This is a genomic window from Flavobacterium soyangense, from assembly GCF_015277675.1.
Classification (GTDB): domain Bacteria; phylum Bacteroidota; class Bacteroidia; order Flavobacteriales; family Flavobacteriaceae; genus Flavobacterium; species Flavobacterium soyangense.
Map to the genome: position 1 here is coordinate 1 of NZ_JADHEC010000035.1, position 17,180 is coordinate 17,180.

A 17,180-nucleotide genomic window follows, 5' to 3' on the forward strand; every position below is an offset into this window, starting at 1 on the left:
TAAGCGATAAATACTTGCTTAAAGATAAAGAAAACTAAGGAGTTATCCAAATATTTTGAACGATTTTTAATACAAAAGAATAAACATTGGAAAGGAAGGTTTTTAGACAGTTTGACGGTTGGTGGATTAGTGATATGTATAGTTTGATTTCCCAAAAACCGGGTAATCTTTTTATCGAAGTTCTCGAAGATGCCGAAGTAGTTTTGCTTTCCAAAGAAAATCAAGAGCAATTGTATCACGATATTCCTAAACTCGAGCGCTTTTTTCGGATTTTAACTGAAAATGCTTTGGTTGCCAATCAACAGCGAATTATGGACAACTTGAGTTTATCAGCAGAAGAACGTTTTGAAAAATTCTCCAAAAAATATCCATCGCTGATGCAAAAAGTTCCTCAAAAACAAGTTGCTTCTTTCATTGGCGTAACGCCCGAATTTTTTAGCAAAATGAAAGCACGCCTTCTTAAAAAAGCGCATTAGCTATTACAAATTTACCAAAAATTTACGTTCTTAATCTAGGTTAAGTACATTTTGTTTCTAATGGATGTAAATTTGCTATATCAAATAATAATCAACACAAAGAATTATGAAAAATACAGTTTTACACCAAGCAGATACCAGAGGAATTGCCGATTTAGGTTGGTTAAACAGCCATCATACTTTTAGTTTTTCGCACTATTACAATTCAGAAAGAATGAATTTTGGAGTTTTAAGAGTGTTGAATGACGACACCGTTGCTGCAGGAATGGGTTTTGGAACACATCCACATCAAAATATGGAGATTATTTCCATTCCGTTGGAAGGCGATTTGGAACACCAAGACAGTATGGGCAATAAAACCGTGATAAAAAGCGGAGATATTCAAGTGATGAGTGCCGGAACGGGAATTCAACACAGCGAATACAACAAAAACAAAGATTTGCAAGTTAAATTTTTGCAAATTTGGGTCATCCCAAATCAACAAAATGTAACTCCACGTTACGATCAAATTACTTTAAATCCAGCAGACAGAAAAAACAAATTACAGCAAATTTTGTCTCCAAATCCGGAAGACGATGGTGTTTGGATTCATCAGGATGCGTGGTTTCATTTGGGTCAATTTGACCAAGGTTTTACGGCAACTTATACCGTTAAGAAAAAAGGAAATGGACTTTATGCATTTGTTCTAAAAGGAAATCTAATAATAAATGGGCAGGAATTAAATATTCGTGATGGTTTTGGACTTTGGAATATTGACACTATTGAAATAAAAGCAAGTTCTGATGCTGAGATTTTATTAATGGAAGTTCCAATGAAAATATAAAAAGCAAGCAAATTGACCATACACAAACGGCTCAACTTCATCATAAAGTTGAGCCGTTTTATTTTACTCACCCATATCTTTCCTTAAAATCCTAAAAAACACTATTTTTGCAACGCAGTTTTTTGTTCTAAATTTTGGAGAAACTTTAAACTTTTAAACTTTAAATTAAAAATAGATGAAAGCATACGTATTTCCTGGTCAAGGAGCACAATTCACCGGAATGGGCAAAGATTTATATGAGAATTCCGAATTAGCAAAGTCACTTTTCGAAAAAGCCAATGAAATCTTAGGTTTCCGCATCACAGATATTATGTTTGATGGAACAGCCGAAGAATTGAAAGAAACCAAAGTTACCCAACCGGCGATTTTCTTGCATTCAGTAATTTTAGCAAAAACCTTAGAGGATTTCAAACCAGAAATGGTGGCAGGACATTCTTTGGGCGAATTTTCGGCATTGGTTGCTAATGGTGTTTTATCGTTTGAAGACGGATTGCAATTGGTTTCACAACGAGCGTTGGCTATGCAAAAAGCCTGCGAAATAAAACCTTCGACAATGGCGGCAGTTTTAGGATTAGCCGACAATATTGTAGAAGAAGTTTGCGCTTCTATTGATGGAATTGTCGTGGCTGCCAATTATAACTGCCCTGGACAATTAGTGATTTCAGGAGAAACCTCAGCGGTTGAAAAAGCCTGTGAAGCCATGAAGGCGGCTGGCGCAAAACGTGCCTTGATGTTGCCTGTTGGTGGTGGATTTCACTCTCCAATGATGGAACCCGCTCGTTCAGCATTGGCCATAGCCATTGAAGCAACTACATTTTCGAAGCCAATCTGTCCGGTGTATCAAAACGTAACAGCAACGGCTGTTTCTGATCCTGCCGAAATTAAGAAAAACTTAATTATCCAATTGACTGCACCCGTAAAATGGACACAATCTGTACAACAAATGATTGCAGATGGCGCGACTTTATTTACCGAAGTGGGGCCAGGAAAAGTGTTGGCTGGATTAATTGGAAAAATTGACAAAGAAGCTGTGACGGCGAATGCATAAATAGAGTTCAGTCATTGTGAAGTGAAGAATTAAAAAAATCCCAAATTTTCGTCTAGATAATTTGGGATTTCATATTCTTAGTTGGAATACAAATTGCTAACTTCTAATTTTCTGTTCCCATTTCCAGGCACTTTCCATAGCTTGTTCCAATGTTGATTCTGCTTTCCAGCCCAAAACGTTGTTTGCTTTATCAGTATTGGCATAAGCCGAAGTAACGTCACCTTCTCTGCGCCCCACGATTTTATAGGGCAATTTTTGTCCGCTTACTTTCTCAAAAGCGCAAATCACTTCCAGAACGGAACTCCCTGTTCCTGTTCCCAGATTAAAGGTTTCGACTTTTGCCAAATTCTTTTTATCCAATAGTCGTTTCAAGGCAATAACGTGGGCTTTCGCCAAATCGACAACGTGAATATAATCCCGAACAGCTGTTCCGTCAGGTGTAGGATAATCATCTCCATAAACCGATAATTCTTGACGTAAACCTAATCCAGTTTGAGTGATAAATGGCACCAAATTTTGTGGGACACCAATAGGTAATTCGCCAATTTCTGCGGTTGGATGCGCTCCAATTGGGTTGAAATATCGCAACAAAATTGCGTTGGTATTAGTCACTTTGGCAGTATCGGTTATAATTTCTTCACCAATTTGTTTGGTATTACCGTAAGGAGACATTGCCGTTTGAATAGAAGCATCTTCGGTAATGGGTATTTTTTCGGCTTGACCGTAAACTGTACAAGATGAGCTAAAAATGAAGTTGGATTCTGGTTGCTGTTGCAATTCCTGAAGCAAATAAATTAAAGTATTCAGGTTGTTTTCATAATATAACAATGGGTTTCCCACGCTTTCGCCAACCGCTTTTGAAGCTGCGAAATGGATCACGCCGGAAATATCACGATGTCTTTTGAAGAAATCCTGCACTTTTTCTTTTTCACGCAAATCCAAATTTTCGAATGCCGTGTTGATTCCAGTAATATTGGCAATTCCATCCAAAACATTCAATGATGTATTCGAAAGATTGTCAACAATAACTACTTCAAAACCCTGATTTTGCAATTCGACTACAGTATGTGAACCGATAAATCCTAATCCTCCTGTTACTAATATTTTCATATTTTTTTATTTTAAAAATTCCAGAATCGAATCTGTGATAAATTTAATTTGTTCATCGTCTAATTCAGTGTGCATTGGCAACGAAATCACTTCTTTTACCAATTTATTAGTAACCGGAAAATTTTCTTCTTTGTATCTTGAATCCAAATAGGCTTTTTGCAAATGCAACGGAATTGGATAATAAATGGCACAAGGAATACCTTTGTTTAATAAATGTTGCATCAAACCATCTCTATCGGAGTTGATGATTCGTAAGGTATATTGGTGAAAAACGTGGCAATCGCAAATCCCGCAAATACTTGGTGCAATGATGTTTTTATGTCCTTCAAAAGCGGCTGTGTATTTTCTGGCAGCATTCTGACGTGCAATGTTGTATTCGTCCAACAAAGGCAATTTAGCATTCAAAACCGCTGCCTGAATACTGTCTAATCTTGAATTTACACCCACCACATCGTGATGGTAACGCTCGTACATTCCGTGATTTACAATTCCTCGGATTTTGTGTGCTAAAGTGTCATCATTGGTAAAAATCGCTCCACCATCACCATAACATCCTAAATTTTTGGAAGGAAAAAAAGAAGTCGCTCCAACGTTTCCAATGGTTCCTGCTTTCTTTTTTGTTCCATCAGAAAACTTGCAATTTGCTCCAATAGCTTGCGCATTGTCTTCGATAACATAAAGATTGTTTTCTTTGGCAATAGCCATAATTGCTTCCATATTTGCAGCACGACCGAACAAATGTACTGGGACAATAGCTTTAGTTTTTGGGGTAATCGCTTTCTTGATTCCTTCGATAGAAATATTCATATTTACCAAATCAACATCGACTAAAACGGGCGTAAGTTGCAATAAGGCAATTACTTCTACTGTTGCAGCAAAGGTGAAATCTGCAGTTATAACCTCATCTCCGGGTTTCAAATCCAATCCCATCATTGCAATTTGCAGGGCATCAGTTCCGTTCGCACAGGGAATTACGTGCTTTACGCCAAGATATTCTTCGAGATTTTTTTGGAATTGATGAACTTGGGGCCCATTAATGTAAGCATTGGTGTCAAGAACTTCTTGGATAGAAGTATTTACTGTGTCTTTTATTTTATCGTATTGACTTTTTAGGTCAACCATTTGGATTTTTTTCATTTAAGCTTTTGTTTAAATTTGCTAAAACACAATCCCGACAACTATCGGGACGCAAAGTTTTAAATTTGGAACAAAAATAGGGATTTTAGCAGAATGATTTTATAGATAATTAAAAGAATACGTATTTTAGCACCAGAAATTTTTTGATATGCTTTTCCTCTATAATCTAATTGTTCAGATTGCCGATTTTTTATTAAAAATTGTGGCAGTGTTCAGTCCGAAAATTAAACTTTTTGTAAATGGACGTAAGTTGGTTTTTCAAATTTTAGAAAGCAAAATAGACCCAAACGATAAAACTATTTGGTTTCACGCCGCCTCACTTGGTGAATACGAGCAAGGTTTGCCCGTAATTGAAAAAATAAAAGATAAATTTCCTAATCATAAGATCGTAATCACTTTTTTTTCACCATCGGGTTACGAAGTCAGAAAAAATAATACGGTTGCCGATGTTACGGTGTATTTGCCTTTGGATACGAATAAAAATGCGATAAAATTTTTGTCATTAGTTCATCCAGAAATGGTTTTCTTTATCAAGTATGAATATTGGCCCAATTATTTGAACGAATTGAAAAAACTTGAAACTCCAACCTATTTGATTTCTGGGATTTTTAGAAAAAATCAATTGTTTTTTAAATGGTACGGTGGATTTTACAGAACTGCTCTGAATACTTTTACCTACTTTTTTGTGCAGAATGAATGTTCAAAAAAATTGTTGTTTGAATTAGGCAAAACTAATGTGGCCGTTTCTGGCGATACACGTTTTGACAGGGTTGCTGCAATTTTGGAAAAAGACAATTCTTTGAATTTCATTGAGGCATTCAAAAACGGCACATTAACCATTGTAGTGGGAAGTTCGTGGCCAAAAGACGAAAGTTTATTAGTAGATTACATCAATCAAACTTCTGAAAAAGTTAAGTTTATTATTGCTCCGCACAACATCAAAAGTGAACAGATTCAGGAATTAAAAAATTCTATTGCAAAAAAAACCGTCTTGTTTTCGGAAAAAACAACTAAAAATTTAGCCGATTTTGATGTATTTATCATTGATACTATCGGAATTTTAACTAAGATTTACAGTTATGCCGATATTGCTTATGTTGGTGGGGGTTTTGGAAATCCTGGTGTTCACAATATTTTGGAACCAGCCACTTTTGGGGTTCCAATAGTGATTGGTCCCAACTTTTCTCATTTTGCCGAAGCAACGGATTTAGTAAATAGGGGTGGCTGTATTTCTATTTCAAATACAAAAGAACTTGTTGGTGCTTTTTCCAGTTTGATCGCTAACGATAACATCCGAAACGGAAAAGGGCATATTTGCAGTTCTTTTGTACAAATGAACAAAGGTGCAAGCAATATAATTATGAATCACATTTAGTCTTTTAATTCTTACTAATTTTGTATTTCATTTTTAATTAGAGGACAGAAAATACATCTGTATTTGTTCAATCAGTTTGTGTAATTAGAATTTTAATAGTAAATATTTCCTGACAGCTTTATTACAAGTTTTGAATATTATTATGATTTAGTTAGCGGAAAAGGCTTGACAGGGTTCAATTTGTTGTAACTTAGCAGAGTATTAAAGAAGGCTTCTTTTTTAGTATAATGTTCGAAATCAAAGAGAATGTTTAAAATGAGTAATATTTTTTAAAAAAATTATGAAAAAATATTTTAACTATTAAAAAATTTATATCTTTGCCCCGAATTAATAATTAACCTTTTATAATTAAGTAAGATGAAAAAAGTACTTTTAAGTTTAGCCGTTGTTGCTATGTTGACTGTTGTATCATGTAAAAAAGCTGAACCAGCTGCTGAAACTCCAGCTGTTGACACTACTGCTGTAGCTGTTGATACTACTGCTATGGCTGTTGACACTACTAAAGCTGCTATGGCTGCTGACACTACTAAAGCTGCTATGGCTGCACCTGCTGCTACTCCAGCTAAGTAATTCTGAATTACAGAAAAAATAAAGCTACGCATTGCGTAGCTTTTTTTTTGCCCTTTTCTTAAATTTTGGATCAATCCGAAAGGTTGTAGGGAAATGTAAGGATCAATCCTAAAAGTTGTGGAGAAATATAATATGACGATTTTTGTATTTTAAAAATAAATACAAATGTAAAACTCTAGTATAGAACTTCTCAAGTTGTTATTACCGGAAATAATAGTCGAATACTTCGAATTATCTTCCTATAAAAAAGAAGAGGAAATACTTCATCTTTACTTAAAGAAGGAGATTAATTCAATTCCAAAAGAATATCAACAACATAAATTAAGTTCTAAAGGTTTTTTTTGATGAGATAACAGTGCAGGACTTTACAATTCGTGAACATCAGGTGTAACTTCATATCACTCAAAGAAGGTTGTTTAATGAATAACTAAGGATTAGCTGATTTTCCCTGAAAACATTGGAAAACGGTTATCGATAGGCAAAACTTCCTTATCTAATGGCGAACTCTATACAATTCTAACCAATAAGGCGGCCAAAGGAAAAAAAGGAACCATCGTTGCAATGGTCGCAGGAACTAAAGCAGAAACCGTAATTGCAATTATAGAAAAAATCCCTCTTAAACAACGCAATCTAGTTACGGAAATAGCCCTTGACATGGCAGGAAATATGGGGCTGATTGCCAAAAAATGCTTTCCAAATGCAACTCGAGTAACAGATAGGTTCCATGTTCAAAAACTAGCTACAGAAGCGCTACAAGAAATAAGAATCAAATACCGTTGGCAAGCAATAGATCAGGAAAATGAGGCTATAGAAAAAGCCAAGAAAAACAAGAAAAGGTTTGAGTCTAAAGTATTAGCTAATGGTGACACACTCAAACAACTACTAGCCAGAAGTCGCTATTTCTTATACAAAAACAAATCAAAATGGTCAGTGAATCAATTACAACGAGCCCATTTATTATTTGAATTGTATCCTGAGATCCAAAAGGCATACAGCCTAACGCAAGGCTTACGTAACATATTTGAAAGCACAACCGACAAAATTATTGGTTTTGCTAGACTTGCCAAATGGCACGAAAAAGTAAATCAATCAGGGTTTAAATCTTTCAATACAATATCTAGAACGATAATCAATCATTATCAAACCATATTGAACTATTTTGATAACAGAAGTACAAATGCATCGGCTGAATCTTTCAATGCTAAAATAAAAGCATTTAGATCATAATTTAGAGGTGTTAGAAATGTAGAATTCTTCCTTTTTAGACTAGCTAATATTTATGCTTAAATTTTGTTGCTCCACAGGTTTTAAGATTGATCCATTTGATCCCATAGTTGGGCAAGGGTTTGGCAACAAGGCATAAAAAAAACCGCAAAGAATTAATAATTAAGTCTTTACGGTTTAACAAAGTACTCAGAGCGGGACTTGAACCCGCACGAACATTGCTGTTCACTGGATTTTAAGTCCAGCGTGTCTACCAATTTCACCATCCGAGCAGTATGGTTTTGAGCGAAAAACGGGGCTCGAACCCGCGACCTCGACCTTGGCAAGGTCGCGCTCTACCAACTGAGCTATTTTCGCATTTACATTCTAAAATGAACTCAATACTTAACCGTATTGCGGATGCAAATTTAATACATTAATTCAATTACACAAGTGTTTTTTATAAAAAATAAATAGGTAAAAGCTAAGTTTCTGATAACCCAAACTTTAAAGTAAGAGGTATTATTTTTTAGTTAACATTCTCTTGATTTCGTTGAGCTTCATCAAGGCTTCCATAGGCGTGATTGTGTTGATATCAAGTTTTAAAATCTCCTCTTTGATTTCCTCCAATAAGGGATCATCTAGATTAAAGAAACTCATTTGCATTTCATCCTTGGTAGATTTAATTCCGCTTAGCGCTTCGCTTGAATGATCTTTTTCTAATTTTTTCAGAAGCTTTTGAGCTTTCAGGATTACGATTTGTGGCATTCCGGCCATTTTTGCCACGTGTATTCCAAAACTGTGTGCGCTTCCTCCTTTTACAAGTTTTCGAATAAAAAGTACAGTGTCTTTCAATTCTTTGACGGATACATTATAATTTTGGATTCTGGGTAGCGATTCACTCATTTCATTCAACTCATGATAATGTGTCGCAAAAAGTGTTTTGGGTTTCGAAGGATGCTCGTGCAAAAACTCTGCAATTGCCCAAGCAATGGAAATTCCGTCATACGTACTCGTTCCTCTTCCGATCTCGTCTAATAATACTAAGCTTCTATCAGAAATGTTGTTTAAGATTGAAGCTGTTTCATTCATTTCGACCATAAAAGTGGATTCCCCCATTGAAATATTGTCACTTGCTCCAACTCTGGTAAATATTTTGTCGATAATTCCCATTCTTACGCTATCTGCAGGAACAAAACTCCCCATTTGAGCCAAGAGTACAATCAGGGCGGTTTGGCGCAGTATAGCCGACTTTCCGGACATGTTAGGCCCGGTAATCATAATCAATTGCTGTGTTTCTCTATCCAAAAAAACATCATTGGCAATATATGGCGTTCCAACTGGTAATTGCTTCTCGATAACAGGATGTCTTCCGTTTTTAATTTCAAGTTCGAAAGTTTCGTCTAGTTCTGGACAAACATATTTATTTTCGATAGCTAATTGTGTGAAAGAACTCAAACAATCCAGTTGCGCTACTAAATTCGCATTCATCTGAACTGGCTTGATATAAGTCGAAATCCAGCTCACTAATTGTTCGAACAACTCTACTTCAATTTTATGGATTTTTTCTTCGGCACCAAGGATCTTGGTTTCGTATTCCTTTAATTCTTCTGTAATGTAGCGCTCTGCATTGACTAGGGTTTGTTTTCGAATCCATTCTGTTGGAACTTTGTCTTTGTGTGTATTTCGAACTTCGATATAATATCCAAATACATTATTGAACGAAATCTTTAATGACGAGATTCCGGTTCTTTCGGATTCCCGTTTTTCAATTCCTTCAAGATATTCTTTTCCAGAAGTTGAAATCGCACGTAAATCGTCTAATTCTTCGTTGATTCCTTTGGCTATTGCATTTCCCTTGGCAATTGCCACCGGAGCATCTTGGTTTAAGACTGTTTTAATTTTTTCACGCAATAAATCGCAACTGTGCAGGCTGTCGCCAATGATTTTAACGGCTTCTTGCGGACTTTCTAGAGCCAAAATTTTTATTGGAATAATGGCGTCCAATGATTCTTTTAGATAAACGACTTCTCGTGGAGACACTTTTCCGGCAGCTATTTTCGAAATAAGGCGTTCCAAATCCGAAATTTGTTTGATTTGGTTTTGAATCCGTTTCAAAACATCTCGATTTTCCTTCAAATAGGAAACCACCTGATGGCGATTTCGTATTTTGGTTGCGTCTTTCAAAGGGAGTGCCAACCAGCGTTTTAACAAACGACCACCCATTGGCGAAAGCGTTTTGTCAATCACATCGAGAAGCGTAACCGCATTAGGATTGTAACTGTGATACAATTCGAGATTTCGAATCGTAAATCGATCCATCCAAACATATTCATCTTCGGCAATGCGCTGAATGGAGGTGATATGCTGAACTCTGTTGTGTTGCGTTTCAGACAAATAATATAAAATGGCTCCCGAAGCTATGATTCCTTCTTTTAATTCTTCGATTCCAAAACCCTTTAGAGAAACGGTTTGAAAATGTTTGGTCAGGATTTCGAAAGCATAATCTTCCTTGTAAATCCAGTCTTCTAGATAAAAACTATGATAATCATCTCCGAAAGTTTCTCGGAAATCATTTTTGCTGTGCTTTGGAATTAAAACCTCACTTGGATTGAAATTTTGTAATAACTTATCTATATATTCTGCGTTGCCTTGAGCGGTAAGAAATTCACCTGTAGAAACATCCAGAAATGAAACTCCAATGGATTTATTGGCAAAATAAATCGCCGCCAAAAAATTATTTGTTTTAGATTGTAAAACTTCATCATTCATAGAAACACCTGGAGTCACAAGCTCAGTAACGCCACGTTTCACAATGGTTTTGGTCATTTTTGGGTCTTCGAGCTGGTCGCAGATCGCCACCCGAAGACCTGCTTTGACAAGTTTTGGCAAATACGTATTCAAAGAATGATGCGGAAAACCTGCAAGTGCAGTTTCAGTAGCTGAACCTGCGCCACGTTTAGTTAATACAATCCCCAGAATTTTAGATGCACGTACAGCATCCTCTCCAAAAGTTTCATAAAAATCTCCAACTCTAAACAACAAACAAGCATCGGGATATTTTCTTTTGATCTCGTTGTATTGCTTCATTAACGGTGTTTCCTTGACCAATTTCTCTTTAGATGACAAAATGTATTCTTTAAATTTAATAGAGAGCGAATTTATATATTTTATGGCGAATAATGGACACTCTCTAAATTTAAAATATTTTTAAGAAAAATTTAGTATGGAGTTTCAATATTTTATATAAATTTGTCATTCAATCAAAAAAACAAATAGAAATGAAAAAAATTATTGCTCTTTCAATAGCTCTTTTAGCATTTACTTTTTCTAATGCTCAAGAAACTTCAAAAGTCACAAAGACCACAAAAAAAACCACTACAAAAACTACTACAAAAACAGCTGCGGTTGCTTTACCAAAAGTAGAAGGAGCAGGAATGGTTTTTGACACTGAAACTATCGATTACGGAACAATTGCTCACAATGCAGAGCCTAATCGTAAATTTGAATTCACTAATAATGGGAACAAACCATTAATTATCACAAACACTCAAGGGTCTTGTGGATGTACTGTTCCTACAACTCCAAAAGAGCCTATTGCTCCAGGTGCAAGAGGTGTTATTGGTGTAAGATATGCTACTGATAGAGTAGGTCCATTTACAAAAACAGTGACTGTTTCTTCAAATGCTGAAGGAATGCCGTCAAAAGTACTTACCATTAAAGGAACTGTTTTGCCTGATGCAACTCCGGCTGCTCCAGCAACAAAAAGCTAAATTATTTTTAGAAATAATCTAAAGGCTTCCTAAAACTAGGAAGCCTTTTTTATAATTTATTATCACTATGCGAAAGCTTGAAAACAGCGAACTCAAGAGGAAATCCATTGAAGCTTTTAAAGAAGCCAAGAAAACCCCAATTATCATTATTTTAGATGATATTCGGAGTTTGCATAATATTGGTTCTGTGTTTAGAACAGCTGATGCTTTTTTGATTGAAAAAATATATTTGTGCGGTATAACTGCCACTCCTCCAAACAAAGAAATTCATAAAACAGCACTCGGTGCAACCGAAACTGTGGCTTGGGAACACAATACTGATGTTTTAAAAGTCATTGAAAATTTAAAAAAAGAGAATGTTACCGTACTTGCCATTGAACAAGTGGAAAGCGCTATTTTGCTCCAGGATTTCAAAGTGGAGAAGGACCAGAAGTATGCTTTGGTTTTTGGAAACGAAGTTTTTGGAGTAGCACAAGAAGCAGTTGCAATTTGTGATGGTTGTATTGAAATTCCACAATTGGGAACCAAACATTCATTGAATATTTCAGTTAGCGCAGGGATTGTAGTTTGGGATTTATTCAAAAAAATGAAATGGAATTTGTAGATTTGTTAAAAATTGAATTTGCCCTGTTTTTTTCTTAATTGCTTTATGAAAAAATTACTCTTTCTTGTTTTACTCTTATCTAATTTTTTTGGCTATGCTCAATATACTTTAATTCCAGATGTGAATTTTGAGCTAGCTTTGATAGGTTTAGGAATTGATAGTGGTGCGCCTGACGGAAAAGTACTTACGGCAAATGTGAGTGGAATTACTAATTTAGATGTTTCAAAGAAAGCTATTACTAATTTATCAGGAATACAGGATTTTACATCATTAGAATATTTACTTTGCATTGATAATCAATTAACTAGTTTAGACGTTACTAAAAACACAGCTTTGATCAGATTAAGTTGTAATCAAAATCAATTAACCAGTCTGGATGTTACCAAAAATACAAATTTGAATCATTTAAGCTGTAGCTATAATTATATAATTAGTATAGATGTTACTAAAAATACTGCTTTAACTCTTTTAGATTGTAGTAATAATCAAATAACAAGTTTGGATGTCACCAAAAATACGGCTTTAACTCTTTTAGATTGTAGTAATAATCAAATAACAAGTTTGGATGTGACCAAAAATACGGCTTTAACTTTTTTAAGCTGTTCTACTAATCAAATAAGTAGTTTGGATGTTACTAAAAATATGGCTTTAACTTTTTTAAGCTGTTCTACTAATCAAATAAGTAGTTTGGATGTTACTAAAAATACTGCTTTAACTCTTTTAGATTGTAGTAATAATCAAATAACAAGTTTGGATGTCACCAAAAATACGGCTTTAACTTTTTTAAGCTGTTTTAATATTAAAATAAACAGTTTAGATGTTTCTAAAAACATAGCTTTGACTGATTTATTTTCCAACAAAAATCAATTAACTATTTTAGATGTTTCAAAAAACACCTTATTAAATGTTTTAAATTGTTCTGATAATAAAATAACGATTTTAGATGTTTCTACAAATACGAATCTATCAACAATAGCGTGCTCTTCAAATAATTTAACATTTCTAAATTTAAAAAACGGAAATAATACAAAAATCCTAAGTCCTTATTTTAAAAACAACCCAAATCTAAGTTGCATTCAAGTTGACAATAAATCCTATTCTGATGCCAACTGGTCTACAGCTAAAGACACCACAGCTAATTATTCTGAAAATTGTAGCAAAACAGCCTCAATATTACCGCCTGTAATCACCGCAACAGGAAATCAAATTTATTGTCCCGGAACCTCTTTAAATATTGTTGAAACCATTTCTATAACCAATGACCCTGCTGAACCCGATACAAATGCGATTTATATTCAGGTGTCTTCAGGCTATATCAACGGACAAGATAAATTAACTCTTGCCAATCCCTTGTCACATCCAAATATCACGATGAGTTGGGATGTTCCAACAGGAAAACTAAAATTATACAGTCCATCAGGAATAAAAATTCCTTACGCAGATTTTGTTTCTGCCATTAAAGATGTTGAATTTAGTAATTCATCAACTTCCCCATCAGGAATTCGAAATTTCTCCATTACTATAGGTCAAGCCAATTATCTTCCGTCTACAGGACATTATTATCAATATGTGCCGAGTATAGGAATCACTTGGACAGCTGCAAAAGCCACTGCCGAAGGTAGTAATTACTATGGTTTGAAAGGTTATTTAGCCACAATTCTTGCTGCAGATGAAGCACAGTTGTCAGGAAAACAAGCCGCTGGAGCTGGATGGATTGGTGGAAGTGATGCAGCAGTAGAAGGTACTTGGAGATGGGTTACAGGTCCAGAAGGTCTTGCTAATGGTGGAGCTGGGACTGTTTTCTGGATTGGGACGGGAAATGGTTACAGTCCACTTCCAATTAATTTCGCTTTTTGGAATGAAACTGGTAATGATGCTAGTAAATGGGAACCCAACCAATCTAATGGAAATCAAGAAGATTATGCTCATGTCACCGCACCAGGTGTAGGAAATCCGGGCTCTTGGAATGATTTGTCTAACACTGGCGAACCAAGCGGAAATTATCAACCTAAAGGTTATATCGTAGAATATGGAGGAATGCCTGGAGATCCAATTCTTCAAATTTCAGCTAGTACCAGTATAACTATCCCAAAAATAACTAGTACGACTCCTAGTTATATATGCGGCTCCGGAGTTGTTACCCTTCAAGCTACTGTCTCTGATGGAATCTTAAATTGGTATACATCATCTACTGGAGGAAGTTCAATAGGAACTGGAAATTCATATACTACACCCACAATTTATACGTCTACTTCTTACTATGTTGACGCAACAAGTGGAAATTGCCAAAGAACTGAAATCATTGCCACTATAAAGCCTTTGCCTAGTTTACCTCAAATTGCAATATCTTCGACAAGTCCTGTTTTATATTGTCAAAATGATATTCCAATCCCTTTAGTTGCAACTGCATCAGCAAATTGTACTTTAAATTGGTATACTTTACCATCAGGAGGTATTGCTTCAGGTACAAGTCCAACACCAATTACAACAGTTGTGGGTTCTACAACTTATTATGTAAGCCAAACTAACACGACAACCAATTGCGAAAGTCCTCGGGAAGCAATAATTGTTACTGTAAATCCATTGCCTACTGCTCCAATCGTGAACAATATAAATTATTGTAATAATGAAACTGCAGTTCCTTTAACTGCATTGTTTTCTTCAAGTTGCACTCTAAATTGGTACGCATCAGCTACTGGAGGGACTTCAAACGCGACAAGTCCAACACCATCTACTGCTACAGTAGGCATAACAAAATACTACGTAAGTCAGACTATTACTGCCACGGGATGTGAAGGACCAAGAGCTGAAATGATTGTAACGGTAAATCCATTACCTACAACTCCAATAGCAAATAATATTGCCTATTGTAATAATGAAATTGCTTCGCCTTTAACCGCAACTGCATCAGCAAATTGTTCTCTTAATTGGTACTCAACTCCAACAGGGGGTACGCCAATCGCAACGAGCCCAACTCCATCGACATCAAGTGTTGGCACAACAAAATACTATGTAAGTCAAACTATAACAGCAACGGGTTGCGAAGGACCAAGATCAGAAATCATAGTGACTGTAAATCCATTGCCAATTGTCAGAAATGTTATCATTGTTCAATGTGATACAGACCTAATTTCAGATGGAAAAACCTTGTTTAATTTAACAGTAAATAATGATGCCATTTCAGCTAATTATGGCAATGAAATATTTACATATTACACCTCTTTAAACGGAGCGAATAATGCCGTTCCCGCTGATTTAATCCCAAATGAATTGGCTTTTGAAAACACAACGCCAACATTAATGGACATTTGGTCAAGAATAACCAACAAAATAACAGGGTGTCATAGTATTGCCAAAATAACATTGAAAGTTCCTGCAACTAACATTAATCCAAAATACAAAATTCCTTTTCCACCAGTTTGTGATGATTTTTTAGATAGTAATGGAAATAATACTGCCAATAACAACAAACGTGATGGAATTACCTCTTTCGATTTCTCTGCAACAAAAGCTATAATATTAGCAAAATTACCAGCAAATCAAGCCTACGACATTAATTACTACAAAAATGAGGCTGATGCTTTAGCAGAAATAAATGTCATAACTGATATTTCTAATTACAGAAATATTGGCTATCCCAATTCGCAAGATATTTGGATACGTATTGATAGTGATCTGGATAATGCTTGTTATGGTCTAGGACCCTATTTAACTTTAAATGTCGAAGCTTTACCTACAGCAAATGCCATAACAATTCCTAGACAATGTGATGATGATAAAGATGGGATATTTACATTCAACACTTCTTCTCTTGAATCCGATTTATTAAAAGGACAAACCAACGTAACGGTTACTTATTTTGATCAAGTCAATAATCCGCTGAAAGACGCAAACGGAGTTTTAATTACAACCCCTTTTCCTGCAAATTTCACATCAACTTCACAAACCATAAAAGCCGTTTTAACCAATAATACACCTCAACACTGTTTTGATGAAACAACCATTCAATTCATTGTAGATGCTTCTCCGGTTGCATTTGCCGTTCCTTCGACCTTAACAACGGTTTGTGACGACGAAGCGAATCCAATTAATCAAGATGGCAAATTTGCTTTTGATACCTCAACATTTCAAACTACTATTCTTGGCGGTCAAACAGGAATGATTGTAAAATATTACGACCAGAATAATGTGCTTTTAACTAGTCCGTTACCCAATCCATTTTTAACAACAACCCAAAATATTACTGCTAAAGTTCAAAACCCATTAAATATAGTTTGCTCTGCATCAACGACATTAAATTTCACAGTCAATCCAATTCCAAATATAGACTTGAATATAGACGGCAGTGCAAATGAGTTGGTATGTTCAAATCTTTCTACATTTTTTGTAACCCTAAATGCTGGAATTTTAAATAGATCCTCAACAAGTAATTACGATTATATTTGGACAAAAGACGGAATAATTGTTGGGACAAATTCTCCAACATTAGATGTAAATGCTGAAGGAATTTATACCGTTGAAGTAATAAATCATTCAGGTTGCAGCAGAATTCGAACCATAACTGTTACCGCATCGAATATCGCAACAATTGTTTCGGTTGATGTTGTAGATTTAACCGATGTTAATACTGTAACTGTTAATATATCCGGACCTGGCGATTACCAATATAGCTTGGATGAACAAAGTGGATTTTGGCAAGACTCTAATTTCTTTAATAATGTTCCCGCAGGAATTCATGAAATTTATGTGAATGATAAAAATGGCTGCGGTCTTGTTCATAAAGAAATTGTAATTGTAGGCATTCCAAAATATTTTACTCCAAATGGTGATACTTATAATGATGTATGGGAAATTAAAGGGATTTCAAAATATCCTCAAGCCGAAGTGCAACTATTCGATCGTTACGGCAAGTATCTTATAACCCTAAATACAGTTAATAAAAGCTGGAATGGAACTTATAATAACACGCCTTTACCTGCTGATGATTATTGGTATATATTAAATTTAAGAAACGGAAAACCAGAAATAAAAGGTCATTTTTCTTTGAAAAGGTAACCATCT

General features: G+C 35.3%; 12 protein-coding genes and 2 tRNA genes. 9 read left to right on the forward strand and 5 right to left on the reverse strand.

Translation table 11 applies throughout. The features are described from left to right. The first annotated feature begins 86 nt into the window (after positions 1–86). The 3 genes from IR213_RS13330 to fabD all read left to right on the forward strand — a co-directional run bounded on the left by IR213_RS13330 (position 87) and on the right by fabD (position 2,347). Positions 87–476 (forward strand): Crp/Fnr family transcriptional regulator, encoded by a 390-nt coding sequence (locus tag IR213_RS13330; protein ID WP_228479188.1) that lies wholly within the window; start codon positions 87–89, stop codon positions 474–476. A 106-nt stretch (positions 477–582) separates the two neighbouring features. Then, entirely contained in the window at positions 583–1,299 is a 717-nt protein-coding gene (locus IR213_RS13335; protein ID WP_194312800.1) for a pirin family protein, read from the forward strand. A gap of 175 nt (positions 1,300–1,474) precedes the next feature. Next, positions 1,475–2,347, forward strand: a complete 873-nt coding sequence (gene fabD, locus IR213_RS13340) for an ACP S-malonyltransferase (RefSeq protein ID WP_194312801.1) — start codon at positions 1,475–1,477, stop codon at positions 2,345–2,347. 96 nt (positions 2,348–2,443) lie between these two features. Here the strand turns inward: fabD and galE are convergent, their stop codons facing one another. Both galE and IR213_RS13350 read right to left on the reverse strand, forming a co-directional pair. Further along, positions 2,444–3,457 carry a UDP-glucose 4-epimerase GalE gene (galE, locus tag IR213_RS13345; protein WP_194312802.1) on the reverse strand — a complete coding sequence of 338 codons (1,014 nt, stop codon included), beginning with the start codon at positions 3,455–3,457 and terminating at the stop codon, positions 2,444–2,446. Between the two features lie 6 nt (positions 3,458–3,463). Further along, a complete protein-coding gene (locus IR213_RS13350) occupies positions 3,464–4,594 on the reverse strand; it encodes a DegT/DnrJ/EryC1/StrS family aminotransferase (protein ID WP_194312803.1) in 1,131 nt (376 codons plus the stop codon). 148 nt (positions 4,595–4,742) lie between these two features. On the opposite strand from IR213_RS13350, the gene IR213_RS13355 reads away from it, so the two are divergent. From IR213_RS13355 to IR213_RS13365, 3 genes are all read left to right on the forward strand, one after another. Beyond that, positions 4,743–5,969, forward strand: a complete 1,227-nt coding sequence (locus tag IR213_RS13355; protein ID WP_194312804.1) for a 3-deoxy-D-manno-octulosonic acid transferase — start codon at positions 4,743–4,745, stop codon at positions 5,967–5,969. Between the two features lie 393 nt (positions 5,970–6,362). Next, entirely contained in the window at positions 6,363–6,539 is a 177-nt protein-coding gene (locus IR213_RS13360; RefSeq protein WP_228479189.1) for a hypothetical protein, read from the forward strand. Between the two features lie 441 nt (positions 6,540–6,980). Then, positions 6,981–7,766 (forward strand): ISAon1 family transposase, encoded by a 786-nt coding sequence (locus IR213_RS13365; protein WP_449404263.1) that lies wholly within the window; start codon positions 6,981–6,983, stop codon positions 7,764–7,766. A gap of 183 nt (positions 7,767–7,949) precedes the next feature. Here IR213_RS13365 and IR213_RS13370 read toward each other — a convergent pair. The 3 genes from IR213_RS13370 to mutS form a co-directional block, all read right to left on the reverse strand. Next, positions 7,950–8,035, reverse strand: a tRNA-Leu gene (locus IR213_RS13370). A 12-nt stretch (positions 8,036–8,047) separates the two neighbouring features. Then, a tRNA-Gly gene (locus IR213_RS13375) sits at positions 8,048–8,120 on the reverse strand. Between the two features lie 144 nt (positions 8,121–8,264). Beyond that, a complete protein-coding gene (mutS, locus tag IR213_RS13380) occupies positions 8,265–10,871 on the reverse strand; it encodes a DNA mismatch repair protein MutS (RefSeq protein ID WP_194312806.1) in 2,607 nt (868 codons plus the stop codon). 152 nt (positions 10,872–11,023) lie between these two features. Here mutS and IR213_RS13385 point away from each other — a divergent pair, with 152 nt between their 5' ends. The 3 genes from IR213_RS13385 (at position 11,024) to IR213_RS13395 (ending at position 17,174) form a co-directional block, all read left to right on the forward strand. Next, positions 11,024–11,515, forward strand: coding sequence for a DUF1573 domain-containing protein (locus IR213_RS13385; RefSeq protein WP_194312807.1), 492 nt, complete (start codon positions 11,024–11,026; stop codon positions 11,513–11,515). 67 nt (positions 11,516–11,582) lie between these two features. Continuing rightward, entirely contained in the window at positions 11,583–12,119 is a 537-nt protein-coding gene (locus IR213_RS13390) for an RNA methyltransferase (RefSeq protein WP_194312808.1), read from the forward strand. Between the two features lie 45 nt (positions 12,120–12,164). Further along, positions 12,165–17,174 carry an Ig-like domain-containing protein gene (locus IR213_RS13395; protein WP_194312809.1) on the forward strand — a complete coding sequence of 1,670 codons (5,010 nt, stop codon included), beginning with the start codon at positions 12,165–12,167 and terminating at the stop codon, positions 17,172–17,174. Positions 17,175–17,180 lie beyond the last annotated feature (6 nt).